21 protein-coding genes and 1 riboswitch are annotated in these 24739 nt (G+C 71.9%); of the genes, 6 read left to right on the top strand and 15 right to left on the bottom strand.

The genetic code is table 11. The features are described from left to right. Nucleotides 1–83: 83 nt before the first annotated feature. The 6 genes from ACFWGN_RS03620 to ACFWGN_RS03595 form a co-directional block, all read right to left on the bottom strand. Complete coding sequence (locus ACFWGN_RS03620; RefSeq protein ID WP_056653240.1) at nucleotides 84–803, bottom strand: ABC transporter ATP-binding protein; 720 nt, start codon at nucleotides 801–803, stop codon at nucleotides 84–86. Beyond that, on the bottom strand, nucleotides 790–1812 hold the full coding sequence (locus tag ACFWGN_RS03615) for an ABC transporter ATP-binding protein (RefSeq protein ID WP_225220318.1): 1023 nt from the start codon (nucleotides 1810–1812) through the stop codon (nucleotides 790–792). The genes ACFWGN_RS03620 and ACFWGN_RS03615 overlap by 14 nt, the downstream gene beginning before the upstream one ends. Continuing rightward, nucleotides 1809–3260, bottom strand: coding sequence for a branched-chain amino acid ABC transporter permease (locus ACFWGN_RS03610; protein WP_377615703.1), 1452 nt, complete (start codon nucleotides 3258–3260; stop codon nucleotides 1809–1811). The genes ACFWGN_RS03615 and ACFWGN_RS03610 overlap by 4 nt, the downstream gene beginning before the upstream one ends. Continuing rightward, nucleotides 3257–4291 (bottom strand): branched-chain amino acid ABC transporter permease, encoded by a 1035-nt coding sequence (locus tag ACFWGN_RS03605; RefSeq protein WP_377615702.1) that lies wholly within the window; start codon nucleotides 4289–4291, stop codon nucleotides 3257–3259. The genes ACFWGN_RS03610 and ACFWGN_RS03605 overlap by 4 nt, the downstream gene beginning before the upstream one ends. Nucleotides 4292–4463: 172 nt before the next feature. Next, nucleotides 4464–5555, bottom strand: a complete 1092-nt coding sequence (locus ACFWGN_RS03600) for a branched-chain amino acid ABC transporter substrate-binding protein (RefSeq protein ID WP_377615701.1) — start codon at nucleotides 5553–5555, stop codon at nucleotides 4464–4466. A gap of 473 nt (nucleotides 5556–6028) precedes the next feature. After that, a complete protein-coding gene (locus ACFWGN_RS03595) occupies nucleotides 6029–6880 on the bottom strand; it encodes an aldo/keto reductase (protein ID WP_377615700.1) in 852 nt (283 codons plus the stop codon). A 223-nt stretch (nucleotides 6881–7103) separates the two neighbouring features. On the opposite strand from ACFWGN_RS03595, the gene ACFWGN_RS03590 reads away from it, so the two are divergent. The 4 genes from ACFWGN_RS03590 to ACFWGN_RS03575 all read left to right on the top strand — a co-directional run bounded on the left by ACFWGN_RS03590 (nucleotide 7104) and on the right by ACFWGN_RS03575 (nucleotide 10563). Beyond that, nucleotides 7104–8639 (top strand): polysaccharide deacetylase family protein, encoded by a 1536-nt coding sequence (locus ACFWGN_RS03590; RefSeq protein ID WP_377615699.1) that lies wholly within the window; start codon nucleotides 7104–7106, stop codon nucleotides 8637–8639. Between the two features lie 182 nt (nucleotides 8640–8821). Continuing rightward, on the top strand, nucleotides 8822–9025 hold the full coding sequence (locus tag ACFWGN_RS03585; RefSeq protein WP_030152390.1) for a cold-shock protein: 204 nt from the start codon (nucleotides 8822–8824) through the stop codon (nucleotides 9023–9025). Between the two features lie 131 nt (nucleotides 9026–9156). After that, nucleotides 9157–9268, top strand: a riboswitch (SAM riboswitch). A gap of 107 nt (nucleotides 9269–9375) precedes the next feature. Then, nucleotides 9376–9744, top strand: coding sequence for a hypothetical protein (locus tag ACFWGN_RS03580; RefSeq protein WP_377615698.1), 369 nt, complete (start codon nucleotides 9376–9378; stop codon nucleotides 9742–9744). Between the two features lie 132 nt (nucleotides 9745–9876). Next, the gene (locus tag ACFWGN_RS03575) at nucleotides 9877–10563 is read left to right on the top strand and encodes a hypothetical protein (protein ID WP_377615697.1); all 687 of its coding nucleotides are present in this window, start codon (nucleotides 9877–9879) and stop codon (nucleotides 10561–10563) included. A gap of 87 nt (nucleotides 10564–10650) precedes the next feature. Here ACFWGN_RS03575 and ACFWGN_RS03570 read toward each other — a convergent pair whose 3' ends face one another. Then, the gene (locus ACFWGN_RS03570; protein WP_377615794.1) at nucleotides 10651–14628 is read right to left on the bottom strand and encodes a TM0106 family RecB-like putative nuclease; all 3978 of its coding nucleotides are present in this window, start codon (nucleotides 14626–14628) and stop codon (nucleotides 10651–10653) included. Between the two features lie 192 nt (nucleotides 14629–14820). Here ACFWGN_RS03570 and ACFWGN_RS03565 point away from each other — a divergent pair, with 192 nt between their 5' ends. Beyond that, entirely contained in the window at nucleotides 14821–15924 is a 1104-nt protein-coding gene (locus ACFWGN_RS03565) for an excalibur calcium-binding domain-containing protein (RefSeq protein ID WP_377615696.1), read from the top strand. A gap of 126 nt (nucleotides 15925–16050) precedes the next feature. Here the strand turns inward: ACFWGN_RS03565 and ACFWGN_RS03560 are convergent, their stop codons facing one another. From ACFWGN_RS03560 to ACFWGN_RS03525, 8 genes are all read right to left on the bottom strand, one after another. Beyond that, nucleotides 16051–16815 carry an amino acid ABC transporter ATP-binding protein gene (locus ACFWGN_RS03560; RefSeq protein WP_191803857.1) on the bottom strand — a complete coding sequence of 255 codons (765 nt, stop codon included), beginning with the start codon at nucleotides 16813–16815 and terminating at the stop codon, nucleotides 16051–16053. A gap of 86 nt (nucleotides 16816–16901) precedes the next feature. Further along, complete coding sequence (locus ACFWGN_RS03555) at nucleotides 16902–17945, bottom strand: amino acid ABC transporter permease (RefSeq protein WP_191803777.1); 1044 nt, start codon at nucleotides 17943–17945, stop codon at nucleotides 16902–16904. Nucleotides 17946–17974: 29 nt separating this feature from the next. After that, complete coding sequence (locus ACFWGN_RS03550; RefSeq protein ID WP_377615695.1) at nucleotides 17975–18898, bottom strand: ABC transporter substrate-binding protein; 924 nt, start codon at nucleotides 18896–18898, stop codon at nucleotides 17975–17977. A gap of 263 nt (nucleotides 18899–19161) precedes the next feature. Next, nucleotides 19162–20091 (bottom strand): ABC transporter substrate-binding protein, encoded by a 930-nt coding sequence (locus ACFWGN_RS03545; RefSeq protein WP_191803774.1) that lies wholly within the window; start codon nucleotides 20089–20091, stop codon nucleotides 19162–19164. A 171-nt stretch (nucleotides 20092–20262) separates the two neighbouring features. Then, nucleotides 20263–21312, bottom strand: a complete 1050-nt coding sequence (locus ACFWGN_RS03540) for an aldo/keto reductase (RefSeq protein WP_377615694.1) — start codon at nucleotides 21310–21312, stop codon at nucleotides 20263–20265. Between the two features lie 51 nt (nucleotides 21313–21363). Beyond that, the gene (locus tag ACFWGN_RS03535) at nucleotides 21364–21753 is read right to left on the bottom strand and encodes a MerR family transcriptional regulator (RefSeq protein WP_377615693.1); all 390 of its coding nucleotides are present in this window, start codon (nucleotides 21751–21753) and stop codon (nucleotides 21364–21366) included. Nucleotides 21754–21786: 33 nt separating this feature from the next. Next, nucleotides 21787–22962 carry a winged helix DNA-binding domain-containing protein gene (locus ACFWGN_RS03530; RefSeq protein ID WP_377615692.1) on the bottom strand — a complete coding sequence of 392 codons (1176 nt, stop codon included), beginning with the start codon at nucleotides 22960–22962 and terminating at the stop codon, nucleotides 21787–21789. 10 nt (nucleotides 22963–22972) lie between these two features. Beyond that, a complete protein-coding gene (locus tag ACFWGN_RS03525; RefSeq protein WP_191803768.1) occupies nucleotides 22973–23659 on the bottom strand; it encodes a DUF2993 domain-containing protein in 687 nt (228 codons plus the stop codon). Between the two features lie 162 nt (nucleotides 23660–23821). On the opposite strand from ACFWGN_RS03525, the gene ACFWGN_RS03520 reads away from it, so the two are divergent. Further along, complete coding sequence (locus ACFWGN_RS03520; protein WP_377615691.1) at nucleotides 23822–24604, top strand: LLM class F420-dependent oxidoreductase; 783 nt, start codon at nucleotides 23822–23824, stop codon at nucleotides 24602–24604. Nucleotides 24605–24739 lie beyond the last annotated feature (135 nt).

The following is a 24739-nucleotide window of genomic DNA, read 5'->3' as shown; positions in this document are numbered from 1 at the left end:
CGTGTTCCACACGTTGTCCCCACGGCTGTCCACAAAGTTATCCACAGACCTGGGGACAGTGTGCACAGGGCCGAGCCCCGTGCTCACGCGACGCCGAGGTACGCCTCCTTGATGCTCGGGTCCGCGAGGAGCTCACGCCCGCCCCCGGAACGCACGACCTCACCCGTCTCGAGCACGTACGCACGGTGCGAGCGCGAGAGCGCCTGCCGCGCGTTCTGCTCGACGAGCAGCACCGTGGTGCCCTGCGCGTTGATCTCCGAGACGATCCGGAAGATCTGCTGGATGACCATGGGCGCCAACCCCATCGACGGCTCGTCGAGCAGCATGAGCCGCGGCCGGGCCATGAGCGCGCGCCCGATCGCGAGCATCTGCTGCTCGCCCCCCGACATGGTTCCGCCCACCTGCGACGTGCGGTCCTCGAGGCGCGGGAACAGCTCGAAGACCCGCGCGAGCGTCTCGTCGTGCACGGCCTTGTTCTCGAACGTGCGCCCGTAGGCCCCCATCTCGAGGTTCTCCAGGACCGTCATGCCGGGGAAGATCCCGCGCCCCTCGGGGGCCTGCACGATCCCCTCGAGCACCCGCAGGTGCGGTTTCATCCGGGTGATGTCCTTGCCGTCGAACACGATCTTCCCGCGCGACAGCGGCCGGATCCCCGAGACCGCGCGCATGGTCGTGGTCTTCCCGGCGCCGTTGGCCCCGATGAGGGTCACGAGCTCGCCCTCCTCGACCGTGATCGACACGCCGCGCACGGCCTCGATCCGCCCGTAGGCGACCGTCATGTCCGTGATCTCAAGCAGGGGCATCTGCGTCTCCCTCAGCCAGCTCCTCGTCAGGGACGCCCAGGTAGGCGGCGATGACCTTGGGGTCGGACGTGACGTCCTCGGGCGAACCGTCGGCGATGACCTTGCCGAACTCGAGCACCACGATCCGGTCGGTCACGCCCCGCACGAGCCGCATGTCGTGCTCGATGAGCAGGACCGTGTACCCGTCGTCGCGGATGTGACGGATGAGGTCCATGAGGGCCTCCTTCTCCGCCGGGTTGAAGCCTGCCGCGGGCTCGTCGAGGCACAGCAGCTTGGGTTCGGTCGCCAGCGCGCGGGCGATCTCCAGGCGTCGCTGCTCGCCGTAGGACAGGTTGCGCGCCTTCTCCGTGGCGCGCGCCCCGACCCCGACGAACTCGAGGATCGCCATCGACCGGTCGATCGCGTCGCGCTCCTCCTGCCGGTGCCGCCGGGTGCGCAGCAGCGCCCCCGGCACCGAGGTCCGGTGCCGGGCGTCGGTCCCCACGACCACGTTCTCCAGGGCCGTCATCTCGTTGAAGAGCCGGATGTTCTGGAAGGTCCGGGCGATGCCCAGGCGCGTGATCTGGTTGCGCTTGGCCTTGCCCAGGACCTGCCCGTCGAACCGGACCTGGCCCCTGGTGGGCCGGTAGACGCCCGTCATGGCGTTGAACGCCGTGGTCTTCCCGGCGCCGTTGGGCCCGATTAGCCCCAGGATCTCCCCGCGCCGGATGTCGAACGTGACGCTGTCCAGGGCCGTGAGGCCGCCGAACACGACCGACACGTCCTCCATCTTGAGCAGCGGCTCGCCCACCTCGGCCAGGACCTCGCGGTCGGCCGCGACGATCTCGTCGACAAGCGCGGCGTCGGCGAGCTCGGGGCGCACCTCGGTCACGTCGACCAGCACGGGCTCGTCGAGCCCCGCGCCGGGCAGGTACTTCTCGGCCATGGGCTCGCCCGCGTCGGCGGACAGCGACAGGTGCGCGTCGCCGACGTCGCCGCCGGCCCCCATGCCTCCGGGTTCGTTGCTCATCGGTTCCCCCCGTCGGTCGTGTCGTTCCCGGTGGCACCGTTCTCGCCGGGCCCGTCGGGCCCGTGCCCCGTGGGGGTGGGCCCGCTGCTGCTGCCGGGCGTACCCACCGTGCCCATCGTGCCCGACGCCGGAGCGGACGTCGCGTACGCGGCCTGCGGGCCGCCGTCGGGCATCTTGGCGAGCGTGCGGCGCGCCGCGACGTACAGCTCTCGCCCGTACGTGAGCAGCTTCTGCCGGACGGGTATGAGCCCCTGCGGCCTGAAGATCATGAGCACCATGAGCGCGACCCCGAAGAACAGGTACTTGTAGTTCGCGATCGCGTTGCCGTCGATCGGGATCCCGAACAGCGACGTGCGCCCCAGGAAGAAGTTCGGGAGGTACACGATGATGAACGCCCCGAGGATCACGCCCAGCTTGTTGCCCTGGCCACCGAGCACCACGGCGCACAGGAACAGCACCGAGTTGATGATGTTGAAGTTCGTCGGGATGACGAACTGGACCTGCCCCGCGTAGATCGCGCCCGAGACGCCACCGATCGACGCCCCGATCACGAACGCCCACAGCTTGAACTTGAACGTGGGGACGCCCATGATCTCGGCCGCGTCCTCGTCCTCGCGGATCGCGACCCAGGCACGGCCCACGCGCGAGCGCTCGAGGTTCCCCACGAGCAGCAGCGAGATGATGATGAAGACGAGCGACAGCCAGAACCACCACACGCCCGAGTTGAGCGTGCTCCCCACGTTGCCCGCCGAGAACACGCCGTTGGGCAGCTCCTCGGTCACGCCGAGCCGCGGGTAGGCGACCGACTTGAGGCCCTGACCACCGCCCGTGATCTCGTCGAGGTTGTCCGCGAGCAGACGCACGATCTCACCGAAGCCGAGCGTCACGATCGCGAGGTAGTCGCCGCGCAGGCGCAGCGTGGGCGACCCCAGGACCAGGCCCGACATGGCCGTGATCGCGACCGCCACGGGCAGGACCGCGAGCCACGCCCAGTCGTCGGACAGCCAGCCCTCGGGCTGGGTCACGTTCCACGGGCTGTCGGGGCTCGTGAGGATCGCGAGCGTGTAGGCCCCGATCGCGTAGAAGCCGACGTAGCCGAGGTCGAGCAGGCCCGCCTGGCCGACCACGACGTTGAGCCCGATCGCGATGAGCGCGTACATCCCGAACTGGGCCATGACGGCCCCGAAGTTGGTGCCGACCGTGGTCAGGACCGGGATGTTGAGGATCGGCAGGAGCGCGATGAACAGGACGAACGGGGCCCCGAACGCCCACTGCGCCGGGCGCGCGAGCGCGTCCCACCACAGGCGCAGCCGGTCGCCCGCTCCTCCGTGGGGGCGCTGCCCGACGGGCGTCTGCCCCGCGGGCGGGAGCTCGGGGCGGGGTCGTGCCGGTGCTGCCGGTCCGGAGACCGGTGCACCGTCGTTCTCTGCAGGAGTGCTGGTGCTCATGCTCGCGCCCTCCCCAAGGACTCGCCGAGGATGCCGGTCGGACGGAACATCAGGACCACGATCAGCAGGACGAACGCGACGACGTCACGCCACTCGGTCCCGAACACGACCTGGCCGTAGTTCTCCATGACGCCCAGCAGCAGACCGCCGAGCAGCGCGCCGCGCAGGTTGCCGATCCCGCCGAGGACCGCCGCGGAGAACGCCTTGATGCCCAGGATGAAGCCACCCGAGTAGATGATCCCGTTGGGGACGCGCAGCGTATAGAGCAGGGCCGCGGCCCCGGCCAGGATGCCGCCGATGAGGAACGTCAGCATGATGATGCGCTCGCGCGAGACGCCCATGAGCGTCGCCGTCACCGGGTCCTGCGCGACCGCGCGGATGCCGCGGCCGAACTTGGTCCGGTTGATGAACATGTCGGTCGCGAGCGCCAGGATCAGCGCCGAGAAGATGATGATGAGCGTGACGTTGGTGACGTTCGCACCGAAGATCTGGAACTGGACCTCGGGCTCGACCAGCCGGATGGGCTGCTCGGCGTTCACGCCGCCCAGCTCGCCACCCGTCAGGGCCGGGAGCACGAAGTGCACGAACTCCTGGATCACGAACGAGGCGCCGATCGCGGTGATGAGGAACACCAGCGACGGTGCCCCGCGTTTGCGCAGCGGTCTGTAGGCCACGCGTTCGAGCCCGACGGCGGCCCCTCCCGCGACCACCATGCCGCCGATCATCGCGATCCCCAGGTAGAGGACGGTCAGCAGGACGCCCTTGTCGAACGCGTCACCGCTCGGGTAGAACCCGAGCGCGAGGAGCGTGGCGTACTGCCCGAACATGCCGAGCATGAAGATCTCGGAGTGGGCGAAGTTGATGAGACGCAGCACGCCGTAGACGAGCGTGTAGCCCACCGCGACGAGCGCGTAGACCGCGCCGTAGGTCAGGCCGTCGACGGTGAGGGCCCAGAAGTTGCGGCCCAGTGCCGCGAGGTCGAATCCGATGAGTGGGTCTGCGGCGAGGACGTCGTGGACGAGCATCGACATGCTGCTCCTTCGAGCCGGTGGGAGGGCGGTCGGCCGACCGCGGTGCGCCCGCCCCGCGGGGAGGCGGGCGCACCGCGGTCCGCTCGGCGGCTGCCGTCAGGGCACACCGCCCCCGACCTGGTCGTGCTCGACCAGGCGGGGGCGGCGCTCCGGACCGGCAGGCGCCGACCGGCTACTTGACCTCGTAGATCCAGATCAGGGCCGACGAGAGCTCGCCCGTGTCGTCCCACTTGTAGGTGCGGGCCAGGCCCTCACCGTCGTAGTTCGTCACGAAGTCGAGCATCCCGGCACGGTCCGTCACGCCGGACGCGATCCCGGTGAGCATGATCGTCGCCAGGTCGTAGCCCTCGACCGAGTAGACGCCGGGAGCCTGGCCGTTGAGAGCCTCGTAGGCCGAGGCGAACTCGTCGGGCGCCGGGCCGCAGGGGCACGACAGGATCGCGCCCTTGGACGCTGCCCCCGCCTGGGTCACGAACTGCGGGTCGTTGGTGCCGTCCGCGGACACGAACGGGATCTCGACGCCCGCGTCACGCAGCTGCTGCGCGAACGGCGCCGCCTCGGCGTAGTAGCCCGCGTAGAACACCGCGTCGGCGTCCGAGCTCGAGATGAGCTGGGTCGCCGCGGCGAAGTCCTTGTCGCCGACCTTGACCTCGGCCGAGCACGAGTCGTCCGCCGCGTCACCCAGCCCCGCGGTGATCTCCTTGGCGAGGCCCACGCCGTAGTCCGAGTTGTCCTGGACCACGCAGACCTTCTCGTAACCGAGCGTGTCCACCATGTACTTGGCGACCGCGGGTCCCTGGACCGCGTCGTTCGCCAGGCCGCGGAAGAACGTCTTCCAGCCGTTCTTGGTGATGTCGGGGTTCGTCGCCGACGCCGACAGCGACGGCAGGCCCGCCTGGCTGAAGACGTCGCCCGTCGCGGAGGTCTCGCCCGAGAACGCCGGGCCGAGGAGGGCGATGACGCTCGCGTCGCCCACGATCTGCGGAGCCACCTGGGTGGCCTTCTGCGGGTCGCCCTCGGTGTCGAACTCCTTGATGGTGACCTGGCAGCCGGCGTTCGCGGCGTTGAACGCGTCCACGGCGACCTTGGCGCCGTAGAGGATGTTCTGCCCGAGCGCGGCGTTGGGGCCGGTCAGGGCGCCGGCCATGGCGATCGAGGTTCCCTCGGCGCACTCGGCCGTACCGTCACCGGCCGGGTCGGCGGGATCGCCAGAGGTCTCGACCGGGACCTCGTTGCCGTCGATGTCGATCTGGACGGATGGCACGATCGCGAGGTCGGCCGTGCCGGTCTCGCTCGACGACTCTGTCGATCCTGTGTTGTCCCCCTGAGACTGAGTACCGCATGCGGTGATGGCGAGGGTGGCAGCCAGCGCGAGGGCCAGCCCACCCGTCGTTCGACGTGCTGTGCGTTGCATTCCGAACCTCCGTGCGCCAGATCGCACCCGGGTGCTCAGAGTCCTCGCACCCGCGGTGGATCACCTGAATATTCAGCACTGAATATCGTGCTGACGATGGCACAGGTCGGACGAGCGCGAAACCCCAGTTGCACAATTGCAACCAGAGAGTCACACACGGCGAACCGGACAACGCGCCCGACGTTCCGGGCTCGGGTCCTGACGACCTGAGTGTCTGGAACGTATGCGGGAACAGTTACGCGAGACTCCGTCCCGCGTTACGGCACCGTCACGGGGACGTCTCGATTCGGCAGAGGCGCAGGTGAGAGGTCTGCGACCTGCGCTCAGGCCGGGTACTGCGAGAACGCGGCCGTCGCGGGGTCGGAGCCCAGGCGGGCGTCCGAGTCGAGCGCGTCGATCGCCGCTACCTCGTCGGCCGAGAGCTCGAACCCGAACACGTCGATGTTCGCGGCGATCCGCTCGGGGTTCACGGACTTGGGGATGACGATCCGTCCGCCCTGGACGTGCCAGCGCAGGATCGCCTGCGCAGGAGTGACGCCGTGCGCGGCCGCGACCGCCGCCACGGCGGGGTGGTCCAGGTCCGCGCCTCGCCCGAGCGGCGAGTAGGCCTCCACCGCGATGCCCGCGGCGAGCGTCGCGGCCTGCGTGGCCCGCTGCTGGTAGGTGGGGTGGACCTCGACCTGGTTGACGGCGGGCACCACGTCGGTCTCGGCGAGGAGCCGCGCGAGGTGGTCGGGCAGGAAGTTGGACACGCCGATCGCGCGCGCCGCGCCGTCGGCGTAGAGCTTCTCGAACGCCCGCCAGGTCTCGACGTAGAGGTCCCTGCTGGGGACGGGCCAGTGGATGAGGTACAGGTCGACGACCTCGACGTCGAGGGCCTCGCGCGAGTCCTCGAACGCCTGCAGCGCCGACTCGAACCCCTGGTCACCGTTGCGCAGCTTGGTCGTCACGAAGATCTCGTCGCGGTGCAGCCCGCTCGCGCGCAGCGCCGCACCGACCCCGGCCTCGTTGTAGTAGCCCGCCGCGGTGTCGATGTGCCGGTAGCCCGCCTCGAGCGCCTGCTCGACGTTCTGCTGGGTCGCGTCGTCGGGCACCTTGAAGACACCGAGACCGACCTGCGGGACGGTGACCCCGTTGTTCAGCACGACGCCGGGGACCTGGGAAGGAGAGACCATCGTCCAGTTCTACCCCGCGCCCGCCGGTGGGCACCACCCGTCGCGCGCAGCGGTCGGAGCCGCACCCCGGGTCTCGGACGCCCCGCGGCCCGGGTGCCCGGCGCGTGAAGGTCGTGGAGCACCTGGGGCGGCCGTGCGAGGGGTCGAGGCGGACGCTGTGGCGCTCGCCTCATCGGCCCGTCCGGGCGCGACGCGCACCGTTCGGGCGTGGCACGGTGGCCTGATGTCCCCGCACGCCTCCCCGTCCCGCGGCCTGCCGTCGGGCGGTCCCTCCCCCGCGCACCCGCGGAGCCGGGCCGTCTGGGTCGTCGCCGTCGTCGTCTCCCTGCTGGTCGCCGCCGCGGGCGTCACGTTCTACCTGACGCGCGCGTCCGCACAGCCGTCGGCACAGCCCTCGCCGACCCCGTCACCGACCGCGACCCCGGTCCCCGCCGAGCGCGTGGACCCGCCGGCGGTCCTCGACCCGACCTCGGTCGAGAACCTCGAGATCCACCAGGAGTCGACCGCGGACACGGGCGACGCCCGCTCGGTCTCGACCGTCGCGATCCCGGGCGAGCGCTCGCTCGCGCGGGCGTTCGGCCGCTTCGTCGACGGGACGACGCAGGCCTACGAGTCGGCGATCGACCCCGGCGCGGTGGGCAACGAGCTCAACGTCGGGTGGGACCTGGTGCTCGCGCAGGGCGACGTGCTGGGCGTGCACGCCTCGACCTACGCCTTCACGGGCGGGGCGAACGGGGAGGTGGGCAGCCAGACGTTCTACACCGACCTCCCGCGCGCGACCACGACGTGGTCGTCGGACCTGCTCACCGCGGACGGCCGCAAGCAGGCCGCGGAGTGGGCGGGAGCGGCGCTCGCGGCCGAGGGGCTGGGGTTCGGCGAGCCCGTGCCGTCGTCGGAGGACACGTTCCGGGACGTCCGTCTCGGGCCCGACGGCGCAGCGACCCTGGTCTTCTCGCCCGGCCTGGTCTCGGCCCGGGCCGACGGGGAGCTGGCCGTGCGCCTCGAGCCGGACGCGACGCGGAGCGTCCTGTCGGCCGTCGGCAAGCAGCTTGCCGAGGTCGCGGCGAGCGGTGCAGCGTTCATCGGGATCGCCCCACCCCCTGCCGAGGAGCCGCCAGTGGCCGCTCAACCCCCCGCGTCGCCCGACGCACCGGACTGCTCGGTGCTGCGGTGCATCGCCCTGACGTTCGACGACGGCCCCGGCAGGTACACGTCGCAGCTCCTCGACACCCTGGCCGAGAAGCAGGCCAGGGCCACGTTCTTCCTCGTCGGTCGGTCGGTCCAGGCGAACCCGGACCGGGTACGCCGCGAGGTCGCCGAGGGCCACGCCGTCGGGAACCACACGTGGTCGCACCCCGACCTGTCGAAGCTCGGTACCGACCAGATCTCGCAGGAGCTGCAGTCGACCGCGGACGCGGTCGAGGCCGCGTCGGGCGTCCGACCGACCCTCGTGCGCCCTCCCTACGGCGCGACGAGCGATACTGTGACGAGTGTCCTCTCCCAGCGCAACGAGCCGGCGATCCTGTGGGACGTCGACACCGAGGACTGGAAGAACAAGGACTCGGCCATGACCTCCGAGCGGGCTCTCGCAGGTGCCCGACCTGGGGCGATCCTGCTGATGCACGACATCCACGCCTCGACCGTGTCGGCCGTGCCGGGCATCGTGGACAGTCTGCGGGCCGCTGGTTACACGCTCGTGACCGTGCCCGATTTGCTCGGTCATGACCTGGTTGGTGGACACAAGTACTTCAATCGTTAGCAACAGGGGTAGCACAGTCGGAGTAACCCCTGTACCGTTACCGGTGAGATTGCAGTGCCTCGCTTGTCCTTGCGCAACGGCCCCATGCCACCGCGAACCTTGTTACCCAAGAGTTGACGACGAACACCGTGATGTTCGGCTCCAGATCATGGAGCTGTTTGAAACTCTAGAAGGAGATCCCCATGGCATTGGGAACCGTGAAGTGGTTCAACGGCGAGAAGGGCTACGGCTTCATCGCACCTGAGGACGGCAGCGCCGACGTGTTCGCGCACTACTCCGCCATCCAGACGCAGGGCTTCCGCTCGCTCGAGGAGAACCAGCGCGTCGAGTTCGACGTGACGCAGGGCCCCAAGGGCCCGCAGGCGGAGAACATCCGCCCGCTCTGATCTCACTCGCCTCCGGGCGTAGCTGATCATTGAACGAGTGCCCCCGACCGGTTCGCCGGTCGGGGGCACTCGTGCGTCCAGGACCAGGCACCTCCGTGCCTGGTCTCTGCCGCCGTGGTAGAACTGAGAACGGTCCAGAGGACCAGCGAACCGCCCTCCGGCGTGCTGGTCCGGCAACCGCGCGACGCGCACGGTGCTCCCGGAGGAAGACCCGCCCCCACGACCGTGGGGGAAGAGCGAGAAGCCCGGCGACACGGCGCTCCTCCTCGTGCCCCTCACCCTGGGCCCGCCCGGGTGAGCGTCGACGCGCGGGGTGAGCTCCGCCGTCGGGCACGGAGAGAAGGAGCACCATGGCTCAGCACGTCATGGAACGCCGGGCGACGACCGCCCCCTGTCCCGCACCGACCGTGTGCGACCGGTACGACACCGGGCACCTCCTGCACCCCGTCCACGCACGCATGCTGGGCAACCGGCCCTGGGGCTGGCGCGACGGCACGGTCCGCGCGGTGCGCCCCGTCGACGGTGGCGTCGAGGTCGTCGTCGAGTACGCGACGGGTGAGGGAGCGTGCCGCGTGTGGCACCACACGGGCCTCGACCTGGCCGACGGGCTGACCGTGCGCGTGCACGAGCAGTACCACGCGCTCGAGCTCGCCGGACGGTCGCTCAACGTCCGGCTCCTGGGCGGGGTCGGCTGTGTGCCGGAGCCCGCCCCCCGCTGACTGCCCGGTCCGACCGCTACCCGCGGAGCGACTCGCTGCCCCATCGTGCACTCGACGGAACGGAGGGGCGGCGAACCACGTTGAACCGGTGAGGGCACCCGCCCTCGACGGTTCGACCAGAAGGACACGCTCATGGGATTCCTCGACCGGCTCCTCGGCCGCACCCCGCAGGACCAGGGGACGCCGCGCCGCCACGCGACCTACGACGGCCACGAGTCCCCCGTGTACGGCACCCCGCCCCCCGCTCCGACGGGTCCGGGGCGCAGCGAGGACGACGTCGCGATCGACCGCTACCGCTACCTGCTGCGCACGGCTCCTCCCGAGGCCGTCGAGCAGGCGCACACCGAGGCGTTCGAGCGGCTCACGCCCGAGCAGCGGCGACGCGTGCTCACCGACCTCGGCGAGAACCTGCCGCCCTCCGAGCGGGCGACCTCCGACGACCCGCAGTCGCTCGCCCGCATGGCGACCCGCGCCGAGATGCGCAACCCCGGCACGCTCGAACGGTCGTTCGGTGGCAGGCAAGGCGGGCCCGGCATGGGGTCGATGATCGGCTCGAGCATGCTCGGCACCATCGCGGGCGTCGTGATCGGCTCGGCGGTCGCCAACATGATGTTCGGCCCGATGTTCGGCGACCCGACCGCGAACCTCGCGGGCGACGGTGGGGCGGGAGGCGAGGGCGATCCCGGCGCGACCGAGGCCGACCCGGGAGCGGGCGACACGGGTGGCGAGCTCACCGAGGCCGGAGGGGACCTCGGCGGAGACTTCGGTGGGTTCGGCGACTTCGGTGGTGGGGACTTCGGCGGGTTCGGGGACTTCTGAGGCCCTGTCCAGACCTTGGGTGCGTGATTCGGCAGCGACTCGCCAGGGGTGTCGCTGCCGGATCATGCACTCGACTGCGCGCCGGGTTCAGGCCGGGCGCCCCGACTGGCACAGCCCGATGAACGCACCCAGCTCGGCGAGCTCCTCAGGATGCTGCGGCAGGTAGTCCGTGAGCCGGGGCGAGCGGACCACGACGGCGCACCACTGGCCCCGCGAGACCGCGACGTTGACCCGGTTCCGCGAGAGCAGGAACTCCATGCCGCGCGGCACGTCCTCGCGCGCCGAGGCGGTCATCGAGACGATCGCGACGGGCGCCTCCTTGCCCTGGAACTTGTCGACCGTCCCCACACGCACGTCCCCCAGCCCCGCGGCCTGGAGCGCGTGCCGCACGGTCCAGACCTGTGCGTTGTAGGGGGCCACGACCACGAAGTCGTGCTGGTCGAGGGGGCGCGAGCCGGCAGGGCCCCCACCTGGGGCACCGGCGCCGGACGCTCCTTCGCCAGGGACGCCACCGGCGGGCGCGGCCCCACCCCGCCCGCCCGGGTACCAGGCGGTCCCGATCAGGGCCCGGACCTGCCGCACGATCTCCTGGGCCTCCTCGACCGAGGACACCGCGTTCCCGGCGTGCTCGACCTCGACCACGTGCACACCGGGCTCGACCCCCACGAGCAGCCGTTCGCTCGCGGCCGCCTCGGCGTGCAGCAGGCCCTCGTACGCGAGCTCGGACACCGCGTCGCACAGCGCAGGGTGCATGCGCCACGACCGTGCGAGGAAGTAGCCGAACTCCGGGGGCAGCACGTCGTGCCCGCCACCCGCGCGGGTCAGCCAGCCGAGGGCCGACTGGTCGACCGGCTCGGGGTGCTGCCCCTGCGAGACCTGCGGGAGCTGCTGCGGGTCTCCCAGGAGCAGGAGCCGCTGCGCGGCCCGCGAGACCGCGACGGTGTTCGCGAGCGAGAACTGCCCGGCCTCGTCGATCACGAGCAGGTCGAGCTCGCCGTCACCGAAACGCTCGACGTGCGCGAAGTCCCAGGCTGTCCCGCCGATCACGCAGGGCCCTTCGCCGACGAACGAAGAGGTCTGGGCGGAGTCCACGAGCCGCCAGGGGACCAGCCGCGAGCCCTCGGGGAGCTCGGCGGCCGCGACGTCGTCGGGCAGGCCCGACCCCGCGTCTCGCCCGACCCTCGACACGTCCCGCCCCTTGGGACCCGAGGCCTTCTTGCCCACGCGGTCCGCAGCGACGCCGCCCTTCGTGATGACGCCCGCGAGGACGTTCTCGACGACGTCGTGCGACTGTGCCACGACACCCACTCGCCAGCCCTCGGCGGCGAGGCGACCGATCACCTTCGAGGCGAGGTGCGTCTTGCCGGTGCCCGGAGGCCCCTGGACGCCCAGGTAGGACCCGTCGAGGTCGCGGACGGCGTCCGTGACGGCGTCGATGTACCGCTCGGGGCCGTCACCCAGGGTGGGCAGCGGGCCGCCGGACACCGTGCGCGGCGGACGCCGGCGCAGCAGGTCGAGCGCGGGGTGGTCCGGCAGCCCGAGGGGAGCCTTTGGCCCGTCGGGGTTCTGCGCCTGGACGAGCGTCGCGAGCGCCCGGATCGAGGCTTCCTGCTGGGGCGTAGGCAGCACCTGCCCGACCGTCAGCGCCATGGGCAGCGCGTCGTGCGTGGCGGCTCCCTTGGGGACGGGCATCCGCACGTCGAGGACGTCGACCTCCCGGCCGCTCGCGAGCCTCCCGCGCTCGACACCGTGCACGCGCACGCTCCCCGTCGACCAGCGCACCGCGCCGCGCGCGGGCTCGATCCCGTCGGGAGCCGGTCCCTCGAAGAGTGCGGTCGCGCCCTCGTAGCCCGCCTTGAGCTCGGTGCCGTCGGGCAGCTCACCGTAGAGCCGCAGGCGGCGCGACGGGTTGCTGCGCGGCGTCGCCCGGGCCCAGTCCTCGATCACCTCGGCCCGCTCCACGAGGAAGTACGACCGGGGGGTCTGCCACTCGTCGACCGGGTCCTTGAGCCGCGAGAAGTACTCCTGCCAGAACGGCTTGGCCTCGCGCCAGTAGTACCCGACCCCGGCGCCCAGGAGCGCGACGGCCTCCTCGTCGTCGGTCCGCCCGTCCCCCGACCGACCGTCCACGCCGCCCGCGAGCGCCCGCACGTCGAGCTCGACCTGCTCGGCCTCCGCACGCTTGGCCCGGCGGGCCACCTCGGCGTCGCTGAGCTCGAGGACGGGCGGCAGGTCGTCCTCCCACCCGTCGCCGACCGGGGACGGCGTGCGGACGTCGCTCGTCGCGGGGGCCGAGCGTCCGGCGAGGCCCAGCAGGAACTCGTGCAGCCGCAGGGTCGAGAGGCAGTCGTACTCGTTGTAGTCCGCGATGCCGCGCAGCAGCCGGGCGGCCTCGTCCTCGTCGCCCGCGTCGCGCGCGGCGCACCAGGTCGCGTACGCCACGACCGACGCGGCGGCGTCGGTCACGTCGCCGCCGCGGAGCTGGTCGCCCATGTAGAGCGGTTCGAGCTTCTTGATCGAGTACGACGGCGCCGAGACCTTGAGCGAGTGGCGCACGGTCGAGTAGAGGTCGACGAGCACGCCCTGGCGCAGGAGGTCGTCGACCTCCTGCTCGTAGACGCCGTGGCGGGCCGCGATCGACAGCAGGTGGGTCTTCTCGTAGGACGCGTAGTGGTAGACGTGCAGCCCGGGGTGCTGGGCGCGTCGCTTGGCCAGGTAGTCGACGAAGTCGACGAGCGCCTGCTTCTCCTGCTCGAGGTCGTGGGCCCAGAACGCGTGGAAGGGCGGCTTCTCCCCGGGCGTGCCGGGTCGCTCGACGAGCCCGAACAGGTAGTCGATGTTCCACGTGACGTCGCCGGTCGCCGAGTCCGTGACGGACCACAGCGGGTCCCCCTCGAAGTCGAAGAACACGTCGCCCGGGTCCGGCGGGGGCAGGTCGCGCAGCGGCGCGGGGTCGACGACCACGTAGGAGAGCGTGTGCTGCTCCGTCCGGGCAGGTTCCGGGTCCCCCTCCCCCGGCACCACCTGCGTGCTCCACGTGACCGACCCGCTGGGGCCGGGCCCCAGGCCCGGCACGGCTCCCCCGTCGGGCGGCACGTCGACCAGACCGGCCTGGAGCCTGGCCTGGACCCTCAGCGCCTCGAACGTGCGTGCCGCGAGGCCGCGGGGCGGGGCCGTGGCCGACGCGAGCTGGGTCATGGTCGTGATGCCGCCCGCTCGGAGCCGCACGCGCTGGGTGCTGCGCAAGCCCGCGACGCGGAGCAGGTCGTCGTGCTCCTCGACCTGCTGGGAGCAGTACCCGCAGGTGCCGCACTGCCGCAGCCCGGGGGCGTCCCAGCGGACCGGCTCCCCGGCCGCGCGGTGCGTGTCCAGCAGGTGCAGCAGCTCGGCACGACGCTCGCGGAACACGGGCAGGACGTCCGCGAGCCGGTGGTCGGTCACGGCTCGCGTCCCCAGGATCAGGTGCAGCACGGGCGACGTCTCGACGCCTGCGGCCAGGAGCTGGTCGGCGTAGGCCGCGAGCTGGAGCAGCGCGGGGACCTTGGCGCGCCGCGCGAGCTTCGCGTCGTACACCGCGTACTCGGGGCCGCCCGCGCCCGGGGCGCCGGGCCCTCTCAGGGTGCCCGACGTCGTCGGGCCGGCGGGGAGCAGGGAGACGTGAGCCGCCCGGCTGTCCGTGCGGATCAGGAAGTCCGCGCGGCCGTGGAAGCGGCCGTCGAAGAACGAGCCCTGGTAGACGACCTCGACCCCGTCCCGCAGGGCCGCGAGCGTCGCGGCGTGCGCGGCCACGAGGTCCTCGCGGCGCATGGTGCGCGGCACGGGGATCTCCCGGACCGCGTCCGCACCCACGAGGTCCACGAGCCCGGCGAGGACCTGCTGCTCGTGCACGTCGCCCAGGGTCGCGGTGCGTTCGAGCATGTCGTCCGCCTCGACCGCGCCACGGGCCGCACGCCCCGTCTTCTCGTCGAGCGTGCGCAGCAGGCGGTACTCGCACTCGCTCGCCGCGACGAGGTCGCTCGCCGAGAACACGAGCAGCTCCTCGGCGGACGGGTCCTGCTGGTCCATCAGGAACACGACGACTCCTCGGGATCGCTCACGCACGCTGCCGATCGCCCGTCTCGCTGCGGATCGGGGGCCGCCGCACGCTCCTCGACCCGGTTCCTTTGTACCCGGCGCCGCTGACAGGGCACGGAATTGGCGTCAACGGGCCGATCTGCAGCATAGTGAGCGCGCTGGAACTGTCGAAGGAGCTCTCCCATGGCCGTACATTTCAACCCGCCGCCCGGCTGGTTGGTACCCCCCGGTTTCGCCCCTTCGTCCGACTGGCACCCCGACCCGGCCTGGCCGGCCGCGCCCCAGGGCTGGGTCTTCTGGGTGGAGGCCGGCGCTGCCGCAGCCGTGCCCACGCCGCCTCCGCCCCCTGCCCCGCCCGCCTCGGGGGCCGAGGCCTGGTCCCGCGAGACGCCGGGCGGCGGGATCCCTGTGCTCTTCCAGACCGCGGGCGCCCCCGGAGCGTCGGCGGTCTCCGGGGCCACGAACGCCGTCCCCGCCGGCATGCACCCCGGAACGCTTCCCGCGACGTCCCCGGGGGGCGGGACCCCCGCGGTCGGGCCGACGAGGCGGTCACGCCGTGACGTGAGCGCACCCGCGCCCGCGGAGGCCCCCTCCTCGACCATGATCCTGCCGGTCGTCGGCGCTGCCGCTGCTCCGGGGGGCGCCGCCACGAGCACCGCCCAGGCCGGCGGCCCTGCGGTCCCCGTCGCGACGCCTGCCGCTTCCGCCGGGCAGCCTCCTGCTTCCGACCGCGGTCCGCTCGCGATCTTCTCGAGCGACGACGACGAGGAGCGCGAGGAGCGCACCTACATGCGCTGGCTCCTGCCCCTCGGGATCGGCGTGGGCTGCCTCGCCGTGGGGCTGCTCATCGGCCTCGGCGTGACGCTCAAGGCCCAGTCGGAGGCCGGCGACGCCACCGCGGCAGCGGCCCTCACGACCGAGCAGATGGCCGCCGAGCGCGAGAAGCTCGACGCCGAGCGGACCGACCTCGAGACCCAGCTCGCCGGGATCGCGGCCTCGACCGAGGCCGTCACGGCCCGTGAGACCGCCGCGGCCACCAAGGAGGCCGAGCTCGACGCGCGCGACGTCGCGCTCGACGACCGCGAGGTCGCGATCGCGGAGCGTGAGGCCGCCGTGCAGGACAACAACAACGGCAACGACGGTGGCTGGGACTCGGGCAAGGTCAACGGCATCTACCTGACGTGCGAGGCCGCCAAGCGCGAGGGCAAGACCCCGCTCAAGCAGGGCGACGACGGCTTCAACCCGGCGCTCGACTGGGACGGCAACGGCGTCGCCTGCGAACGCTGACCGGGTCTCACCGGTGGGACGCCGCGGTCGGCCGGCCCGAGGGGCCGAGGGAGGACGTGCGAAGGCAGTGGCCCCTGGATCGAGAGATCCAGGGGCCACTGCTCACTTCTCGGCAGACGCGGACGGCTACAGCACGTGCGCCAGGAACTCCCGGGTCCGCTCCTCGCGCGGGTTCGTGAGCACCTCGCGGGGGTCGCCCTGCTCGACGATCACCCCGTCGTCCATGAACACCACGTGGTCGCCGACCTCGCGCGCGAAACCGATCTCGTGCGTCACGACGATCATCGTCATGCCGCTCTCGGCGAGGTCGCGCATGACCGCGAGGACCTCACCGACGAGCTCGGGGTCGAGCGCGGACGTCGGCTCGTCGAACAGCATGAGCTCGGGGTCCATCGCGAGCGCGCGGGCGATCGCGACGCGCTGCTGCTGGCCGCCCGAGAGCTGGGAGGGATAGTGGTCCATGCGGTCGGACAGGCCGACCCGGGCGAGCAGCTCCTCCGCGCGCGCCCTGGCCTGGGCGCGCGAGAGCCCGCGCACCTGCACGGGGGCCTCCATGACGTTCTGGAGGGCCGTCATGTGCGGGAACAGGTTGAAGCGCTGGAACACCATGCCGATGCGCGAGCGCTGGGCCGCGATGACCTTGGGGTGCAGGCGGTGCAGCCGCTTCTTGCCGTTCTTCTCGACCTCCCGGTACCCGATCAGGTCGCCGTCGACGTAGATGCGACCCGCCGTGAGGTCCTCGAGCTCGTTGATGCAGCGCAGCAGCGTCGACTTGCCCGAGCCCGAGGGCCCGAGCACGACGCACACCGAGCCCCGGGGGACCTCGAGGTCCACGCCCTTGAGGACGTGCACGTCGCCGAACATCTTGTGCACCCCGTCGATCTCCACCATGGGTGCGACGGACGCGTCGGCGCGTGCCGCCGTCGGGCCTGACGCCGCGGTCGCAGCGCCGGACGGGTGGTCGAGAGCGTCCGCGGTCACGGGGTCACCTCCAGGAAGGGGTCGGCGTTCGCGGTCGTGCCCGACGCCGCTATCGCCTCCTGCTTGCTCGGCTTCGTGGGGCCCTTGCCCGGCTTGCGACGGCGGCTCGTGCCCGTCGACGAGCCGAACCCGCGCCCGTAGTACTGCTCGATGTAGTGCTGGCCGACCATGAGGATGCTCGTGATCAGCAGGTACCAGATCGCCGCGACCATGAGCAGCGGGATCGGCAGGAAGATGCGGTTCGCGATCGCGTTCGACGCGAACGTCAGGTCCAGGCTGAACGGCACGGCGAGGACCAGCGACGTGGTCTTGAGCATCGAGATGGTCTCGTTGCCCGTCGGCGGGACGATCACGCGCATGGCCTGCGGCAGGATGATGCGCCGCAGGATCTTGCCGTCCTTCATGCCGAGGGCCTTCGCGGCCTCGGCCTGGCCCGGGTCCACCGAGCCCAGGCCCGCGCGGACGATCTCCGCGAGGTACGCGGCCTCGTTGAGCGCGAGGCCCAGGATCGCGGCGCGCGCTGCGGTGATGAGGTCCGCGGTGTCGAACACGAACCACTCGGGACCGAACGGGATGCCCAGGCTCAGCTTGGGGTACAGGACCGAGATCAGACCCCAGAACACGAGCTGGGTGTAGATCGGGGTACCGCGGAAGAACCAGATGTAGAACCAGCTCGTCGCCCGCATGACCGGGTTGTCCGAGCGACGCATGACCGCGAGGATCACCGCGAGCACGACCGCGATGGCCATCGAGGAGAACGTCAGGATCAGGGTCCAGCCCACGCCGCGCATGATCTGCACGTCCCGCAGGTAGAGCCAGACGACGTCCCACCGGAACTTCTCGTTCGTGACCAGGCCGTGGACGGCCATGGCCGCCAGGACGAGGAGGACCACGGCCGCCGCCCAGCGTCCCGGCCGGGGCACCGGGACCGCGTGGATGCGCTCCGGTATCCGGTCGGCAGGCGCGGACGCCGTGCCGAGGCTCGACGAGCCCCCGCTCGGCGGTCCGTCGGGCGATGGGGTGCTGGGCGGCTGGGCCATGGCTACCTCTGTTCTGTCAGGGGATCAGCTCAGGAGACCACGGGGTTGAGCTCGGCCGTGGTCACCGCACCGGAGGCGTTGCCCCAGGCGTCGAGGATCGTGGTGTAGTCGCTGTCGTCGATGAGCTTCTGGACCGCGGCCTGGACGGCCTGCGCGAGCGCGGTGTCGTCCTTGGCGATCGCGATGCCGTGCAGCGAGTCGGCGAAGATGTCGCCGAGCTGCTCGATCTGGCCGCCCGTCTGGGTCACGGCGTAGGCCACGACCTGCGAGTCCGCGTACATGACGTCGGCCTTGCCGCCCACCAGGTTGGTCGTGACGTCGGCCTGGCTCGCGTAGCGCAGCGGCGTGATGTCGGGCTTGCCCGCGGCCTCGCAGTCAGCCATGAGGCCGTCGAGCGCCTCGTCCTCGACCGTGCCCGTCTGGACGGCGATGCTCAGGCCGCACACGTCGGCGGGGTCGACGTCCTTGGGGTTGCCCTGGGCCACGGCGAACGCCTCGCCCGCACGGAAGTAGCTGACCATGTTGACCTCGGCCAGGCGCTCGGGGGTGATCGTGAAGCCCGAGACGCCGATGTCGTACTTGCTGCCGATCGCCGGGATGATCGAGGCGAAGTCGGCGTTGGTGACCTCGACGTCGAGACCCAGGACGGCGCCGACGGCCTTGGCCAGGTCGACGTCGTAGCCGACGATCGTCTTGCCGTCGTCACCGATGAACTCGGCGGGGGCGTACGTGGCGTTGGTGCCGACCGTCAGGAGGCCGGCCTCGACGACGTCGGCCGGGAGCATCGCGGCGATCGTCTCGTCCTTGGCGATGGTCGACGGGTCGAACGACGCTGCGGACGAACCGCCGTCGGTGGGGCTCGCGCTCGAGTCCGTGGACGCGTCGGTGCACGCCGTGAGCGCGAAGGTCGCGACGAGGGCGGTCAGGGCGGTGAGAGCAGGCAGCCTGCGCATGGGGGTCTCCCGTTTCATGGTGGTGAGCTCCGGCGCCGACCTCAGGGGGGTGGGTCGTGACACCGTGCAGCGCGGGCAGCACGGAGCGGCGCCGCACCGTTGCCCTCCCAGTTTCCCGCGCGGGCGCCCCGACTGGCAAAACGACGCCGTTCTGCCGGGGGCCGGGTGCGCGTCGCGCACCGGGTGGAGGCCGGGCACCGAGGCCGGTCGGGCAGCTCCGTGGAGCAGCCCGACCGGCCTCGGGGTCCGATGCCCCGCTCGGCTCAGGAAGCCGGCGGGTTGACGACCGACTCGTCGAGCGCGCCCGCGTCGTTGCCCCACGAGGCCAGGATGTCGGTGAACGTGCCGTCCTCCATCAGGACCGTGAGCGCGGCCTGGATCGCGGCCGCGAGCTCGGTGTCCGCCTTCGCGGTCACGATCCCCTGGGGTGCCGAGTCGAACACGTCGCCGATCTGCTCGATCTCCCCGTTCGTCTGCTCGATCGCGTAGGACACGATGGGCGAGTCGGCGTACATGATGTCGGCCTTGCCGCCCACGAGGTTGGTCGTCGCGTCGGCCTGGTTGTCGTAGCGCAGGACCTCGAGCGGCTGCTCGCCGTCCTCGACGCACGTCGAGCTGATCTCCTCGGCGCCCTCGTCCTCGACCGTTCCAGTCTGCACGGCGACCGTCAGCCCGCAGATGTTCGTCGGGTCGACGTTCTTGGGGTTGCCCTTCTGGACCGAGAACGCCTCGCCCGCGTTGAAGTAGCTGACCATGTTGGCCTCGGCCATGCGCTCGGTCGTGATGGTGAACGACGAGATGCCGACGTCGTACTTGCTGCCCAGCGCCGGGATGATCGCCGGGAAGTCGGCCGACTCGATCACGACCTCGAGCCCCAGGACCGCACCCACCGCGGTGATGATGTCGATGTCGTAGCCGACCGGCGTCCGGCCGTCCGCGTCGATGAACTCGGCGGGCGCGTACTCGGTGTTGGACGCGACGACGAGCTTGCCCGCGCTCGCGATCTCGGCCGGCAGCAGGGCCGCGGCGGCGTCGTCCTTCTGGATCGACGTGAGGTCGAACGGCGCTTCCGTGGAGGTCTCGCCCGCAGACCCGGTGGACGGGGAGTCGGCGGGCTGGGAGGCGTCCGTGCAGGCCGTGAGGGCCAGGGTCGCCGCGGCCGTGAGGGCGACGAGGAGTGGCATCTTGCGCATGAGAGCTCCGATCGGGTGGGTACGTCGTGGCGCGCCACTCTAGGGGCGATACGTCTCGCTCGCGTCACGGAGGGGTTTCGGTTCGGCACCTAGCCCTGACCGTGCCCGACGGCGCGCCGCCCCCGGGGTGCGCCCGTCGCCTCGGCCGGCACGCTCCCGACCAGCCCGTCGTCAGCCGTTCAGCGGCGACATGTCCAGGTACCGGTCTCCTGCGGCGGCCCCGGCGGGGAGCACCGCGTCGAGCGCCGCGAGGTCCTCGGGAGCGAGCTCGACGGCCGCCGCGGCGACGTTCTCCTCGAGGTACCGCACGCGCTTGGTGCCGGGGATCGGGACCACGTCGTGCCCCTGCGCCAGGACCCAGGCCAGAGCGAGCTGCCCGGCCGTGATGCCTCGCGCCGCCGCGAGCTCACGGACCTGGGCGACGAGCGCGAGGTTGGCGTCGAGCGCGTCGCCCACGAAGCGCGGGTTGGTCCGGCGGTAGTCGTTCTCGGTGAGCCCGTCGACCGACGAGATGGTGCCCGTGAGAAAACCGCGCCCGAGGGGCGAGTACGGGACGAGCCCGATGCCCAGCTCGCGCAGGGTCGGCAGGATCTGCGCCTCGACGTCGCGCGACCACAGCGAGTACTCGGTCTGGAGAGCCGTGAGGGGGTGGACGGCGTGCGCGCGCCGGATGGTCTCGGGCGCGGCCTCGGACAGGCCGAGGTGGCGGACCTTGCCCGCCTGCACGAGCTCGGCCATGGCGCCCACGGTGTCCTCGATGGGCACCTGGGGGTCGACGCGGTGCTGGTAGTAGAGGTCGATGTGGTCGAGGCCGAGCCGCTGCAGGCTGCCGTCGACGGCTTGGCGCACGTACTCGGGTCGTCCGTCGATCGTCCGGTCGCTCGCGCTCGCCCCGGCCCGCGCGATCCCGAACTTGGTCGCGACCACGACGTCGTCCCGGGCCACCCCGGAGCTGCGGAGCGCGCGGCCGACGAGGCGCTCGTTGGTGTGCGGGCCGTACATGTCGGCCGTGTCGAGGAGGGTCACGCCCAGGTCGAGGGCGCGGTGGATCGTGGCGATCGAGGTCTCGTCGGTGGGCGAGCCCTCGCCGCTCGTGGCGCCGTAGAAGGCCGACATGCCCATGCAGCCGAGGCCCACTGCCCCGACCTCGAGCAGTGTCCCGTTCTCGGCGCTGCCGAGGGTGTGGGTGGGGAGGTGTCGTGTCGCGATGGTGTCCGTCATGACCCCAGCCTGCGACTTCGAGTGCGCTCGAGGTCAAGAGGGCGGGCGTCCTCAGCGGCTCCCGGTCCGCCCTTCGTAGACGTCGATCTTGCGCTCGATCGCCTCGAGATGCTCCTGCACGGCCGCGAGCTCGGCGCGCACGCGCTCGCGGTGCGCGTGCAGCAGACGCAGACGCTCGGCCTCGTTGCCCTGCCCCGCGCGGACCAGGTCCGCGTACGCGCGCACCTCGCGGATCGGCATGCCCGTCCCGCGCAGCCGCGTGAGGAGCACGAGCCAGTCGAGGTCGCGAGCCGTGTAGCGCCGGTGCCCGGACGGGGCACGCTCGACGGCGTCGAGCATGAGCCCGTCGCGCTCGTAGTAGCGCAGGGTGTGGACGGTGAGGCCCGACGACGCGGCCGCTTCAGCGATGGTCAGCGCCGTTCCCGGGGCGAGAGCGGTCATGGGTCCAGCGTGCCACGGCGGCCGTCAGGACGGTCAGGTCTCCTCGAGCTCCACGTCCCAGTGCGCTGCGAGGCGCTCCGCCTGGACCAGGAACCCGCGCTGCTCGGCCCGCGTCAGCGGCCGGAAGAGCTGGGTGTCGAGCCGCAGCGACCGTGCGGTCAGGACCTGCCGCCATCGCCCGACGACCCGACCGTCCACCGCGACGACGTGCAGGAACGGCGACTCCTCCGTGCCGGGCAGCCGGAGCGGAAGGACGGCAGGCGCCTCTGCCGAGAGCGGGTCGCGGGCCAGGTCCCGGCTGTCCTTGTACGACACGAAGTACTCGTCGTACCCCTGGAGCAGGTCCACTTGTACATCCCCCGCGGCGCCGGTCAGGGGCGGCCCGTCGACCAGCCGCCAGAGGACCAGCCCGGTCGCCGCGTCCCCGGTCCCGACGACCTGCTCGACCTCTGCCCCCAGCGCCGCGAGCCCCTCCCGCGTGCGGGTCATCGTGAGGCCCGACCAGCCCGCGAAGTCCTTGACGGTCGCGAGCCCGCGGCTGCGCAGGTAGCGCCGCAGGAGCTCGGCCAGCGCCGCGTCCTCGTCGAACGTCGACCCGAGGGGCCCGTACCCGGCCGGCACGCGCTCGTCGAACGCCGCGTACGTCTGCTGCTTGCCGCGCAGCGCGCCGCTGATCACGACCCGGTCGAGCTCGGCCCGCATCAGGATGTACGTGAACGGGATGCCGGACGAGGGCAGCCCGTGCGAGGCGAGCAGCGCCGCGAGCTCAGCCCGGGTCCGGTGCCGGCCACCCGCGACCGCGCCGGCGAGCAGGTCGGTCGCGGCCGCGTCCTGCGCGGGTCCGCCCAGGTCCGGGTAGTACGGACGGTTGAGGCGGTGCACCCGGGGTGCGGTGAGCTGCAGGAGCCAGCGGACGTCGTCGGGCAGGACGGTGTGCCACGTGGGGCGCAGGACGTGCGTGCGCACCAGGTCTCCCGCGGAGAACGCCTCGCGCGCGGCCGCCGCGGACGGCGTCCCCGCCGTGCGCTGCGCGATCCCCCGCAGGGACGGGTGGAACTCCTGGGACTGGACGGCCCCCAGGTGCCCGACGACGTCGCGCAGGCTCGGGAGGCCGGCTCCCCGGAGGCCGTGCGCACCCAGGCGGGTCGCGACGACCGCGGCGGCGTCGGGCGGCGTCGCCCCTTCCCCGTCGCCGACCACGCCGCTCACCGCCCCCGGATCACGACGCCGCGAGGTCCGCGAGCGCGACGTCCGTCCCGCTCAGCTCGACCCGGATGGCCCCGTCCGTGACCCCGACCGAGGTCAGCGTGACGCCCGTTGGGAGGTCGAGCGGGACCTGGAGGTTCGTCAGCAGGTTCGCGATCGGGCGAGGGAGGTCGGAGATCGTGATCGTCGCGGGGCCCAAGGTCAGGGACGCGACGTCGACCGCGATGGTGTTGCCGTCGACCCGCGGCGTGAGCCTGGCCGACAGGTCCACGCCCAGGACCGACATGCTCGCGACGAGCAGGTCACCGTCCGTGGTGAAGGTGACCGGGGACCCGGCCGCCTCGCTCGCGACCGCGTCGAGCGACGACGGCGAGAGGAGACCCGTCGCGGTGCCCGACCGCAGGACGTACGGGTCGCTCGTCGAGACACCGCGGGCGTCGATGTGCAGGTCGGACACGGTGTACCCGCCGAAAGTCGCCGTCGCCGCCGTGCCCGTGACGTGCTCGAGCTCGCCACCGACCACCTGCGTCAGGAACGGGAAGCCCTGGATGTCGAGGTTCGCGTCCGTGAGCTCGACGTCCTCCTGCTCCATGGACCGCACCGCGGCCCCCTCGGTCACGCGGACCGCGACGCGGTCGACCACGACGAGAACGAGCACCAGGACGACGAGCCCGCCGATCAACCACCACCATCGCTTCATCCGCCCACAGTAGGTGGCGAGACCGGACGATGCCGCGGACGATGCGGATCCGTGACCTGCGGTGTCGCTCACGGCGGACGGCGACCGGGCGCCGCCCGAGTCCTGCAGGTTCGCCGTGTTCCCGGCGACATGCCCGATGTCACGCGGCTTAGGCTGAATGACATGACTCGTCCCGTGCGCATCGGCGTCCAGCTCCAGCCCCAGCATGCCGACTACCCCCAGATCCGTGACGCGGTGGCCCGCGCCGAGGACGCCGGGGTCGACGTGATCTTCAACTGGGACCACTTCTTCCCGCTCTCGGGCGACCCCGACGGCAAGCACTTCGAGTGCTGGACCATGCTCGGCGCGTGGGCCGAGCAGACGAGCCGCGTCGAGATCGGCGCGCTCGTCACGTGCAACAGCTACCGGAACCCCGAGCTCCTCGCGGACATGGCCCGCACGGTCGACCACATCTCGGGCGGACGCCTGATCCTCGGGATCGGCGCGGGCTGGTTCGAGAAGGACTACGACCAGTTCGGCTACGAGTTCGGCACGGCGGGCTCGCGCATCGCGGACCTCGCGGACGCGCTCCCCCGCATCAAGGCCCGCTGGGCCGCGTCCAACCCGGCCCCCACGCGCGAGATCCCGATCCTCGTCGGGGGCGGGGGCGAGCGGAAGACCTTGCGCATCGTCGCCGAGCACGTGACCGCGTGGCACTCGTTCGGCGACGCCGCGACGCTCGCCCGCAAGAGCGCGATCCTCGACGAGCACGGCGCCGCCGTCGGGCGCGACACGGCCTCGCTGGTCGAGCGGTCCGTCGCGGTGAACCGTCCGCCCGCCGAGGTGGGCGACGAGCTCGTGGGCCTCGGGGCCACGCTCCTGACGGTCGGGGTCAGCGGCCCCGAGTACGACCTCTCGCTCGTCGAGCAGTGGGTCGCCTGGCGCGACGCGCGCGCCGAGGGCTGACCACCGGAGGAGACGGGGCGCGCCGGGCACACGACGGCAGCGCCCCGTCTCAGCCACCGGACGCCGTACGCCGTCCGGGAACAACGACCCGGCGGCGCGGGTTGCCGCAGTCATGGCCACCCCACCACCAGCGTC

It is taken from the genome of Oerskovia sp. NPDC060338 (assembly GCF_042726295.1).
Taxonomy (GTDB): Bacteria; Actinomycetota; Actinomycetes; order Actinomycetales; family Cellulomonadaceae; genus Oerskovia; species Oerskovia merdavium.
This window is presented reverse-complemented; position numbering and strand designations above follow the sequence as displayed.

What these genes read in the sequence shown, in the direction of transcription:
- ACFWGN_RS03565 (WP_377615696.1), top strand. Translation starts at nt 14,821, where the DNA reads ATGGCCGTACATTTCAACCCGCCGCCCGGCTGGTTGGTACCCCCCGGT.
- ACFWGN_RS03545 (WP_191803774.1), bottom strand. Translation starts at nt 20,091, where the DNA reads ATGCGCAAGATGCCACTCCTCGTCGCCCTCACGGCCGCGGCGACCCTG.
- ACFWGN_RS03590 (WP_377615699.1), top strand. Translation starts at nt 7,104, where the DNA reads ATGTCCCCGCACGCCTCCCCGTCCCGCGGCCTGCCGTCGGGCGGTCCC.
- ACFWGN_RS03585 (WP_030152390.1), top strand. Translation starts at nt 8,822, where the DNA reads ATGGCATTGGGAACCGTGAAGTGGTTCAACGGCGAGAAGGGCTACGGC.
- ACFWGN_RS03560 (WP_191803857.1), bottom strand. Translation starts at nt 16,815, where the DNA reads ATGGTGGAGATCGACGGGGTGCACAAGATGTTCGGCGACGTGCACGTC.
- ACFWGN_RS03620 (WP_056653240.1), bottom strand. Translation starts at nt 803, where the DNA reads ATGCCCCTGCTTGAGATCACGGACATGACGGTCGCCTACGGGCGGATC.
- ACFWGN_RS03605 (WP_377615702.1), bottom strand. Translation starts at nt 4,291, where the DNA reads ATGTCGATGCTCGTCCACGACGTCCTCGCCGCAGACCCACTCATCGGA.
- ACFWGN_RS03570 (WP_377615794.1), bottom strand. Translation starts at nt 14,628, where the DNA reads ATGGACCAGCAGGACCCGTCCGCCGAGGAGCTGCTCGTGTTCTCGGCG.
- ACFWGN_RS03580 (WP_377615698.1), top strand. Translation starts at nt 9,376, where the DNA reads ATGGCTCAGCACGTCATGGAACGCCGGGCGACGACCGCCCCCTGTCCC.
- ACFWGN_RS03535 (WP_377615693.1), bottom strand. Translation starts at nt 21,753, where the DNA reads ATGACCGCTCTCGCCCCGGGAACGGCGCTGACCATCGCTGAAGCGGCC.
- ACFWGN_RS03575 (WP_377615697.1), top strand. Translation starts at nt 9,877, where the DNA reads ATGGGATTCCTCGACCGGCTCCTCGGCCGCACCCCGCAGGACCAGGGG.
- ACFWGN_RS03615 (WP_225220318.1), bottom strand. Translation starts at nt 1,812, where the DNA reads ATGAGCAACGAACCCGGAGGCATGGGGGCCGGCGGCGACGTCGGCGAC.
- ACFWGN_RS03550 (WP_377615695.1), bottom strand. Translation starts at nt 18,898, where the DNA reads ATGCGCAGGCTGCCTGCTCTCACCGCCCTGACCGCCCTCGTCGCGACC.
- ACFWGN_RS03555 (WP_191803777.1), bottom strand. Translation starts at nt 17,945, where the DNA reads ATGGCCCAGCCGCCCAGCACCCCATCGCCCGACGGACCGCCGAGCGGG.
- ACFWGN_RS03540 (WP_377615694.1), bottom strand. Translation starts at nt 21,312, where the DNA reads ATGACGGACACCATCGCGACACGACACCTCCCCACCCACACCCTCGGC.
- ACFWGN_RS03595 (WP_377615700.1), bottom strand. Translation starts at nt 6,880, where the DNA reads ATGGTCTCTCCTTCCCAGGTCCCCGGCGTCGTGCTGAACAACGGGGTC.
- ACFWGN_RS03520 (WP_377615691.1), top strand. Translation starts at nt 23,822, where the DNA reads ATGACTCGTCCCGTGCGCATCGGCGTCCAGCTCCAGCCCCAGCATGCC.
- ACFWGN_RS03525 (WP_191803768.1), bottom strand. Translation starts at nt 23,659, where the DNA reads ATGAAGCGATGGTGGTGGTTGATCGGCGGGCTCGTCGTCCTGGTGCTC.
- ACFWGN_RS03610 (WP_377615703.1), bottom strand. Translation starts at nt 3,260, where the DNA reads ATGAGCACCAGCACTCCTGCAGAGAACGACGGTGCACCGGTCTCCGGA.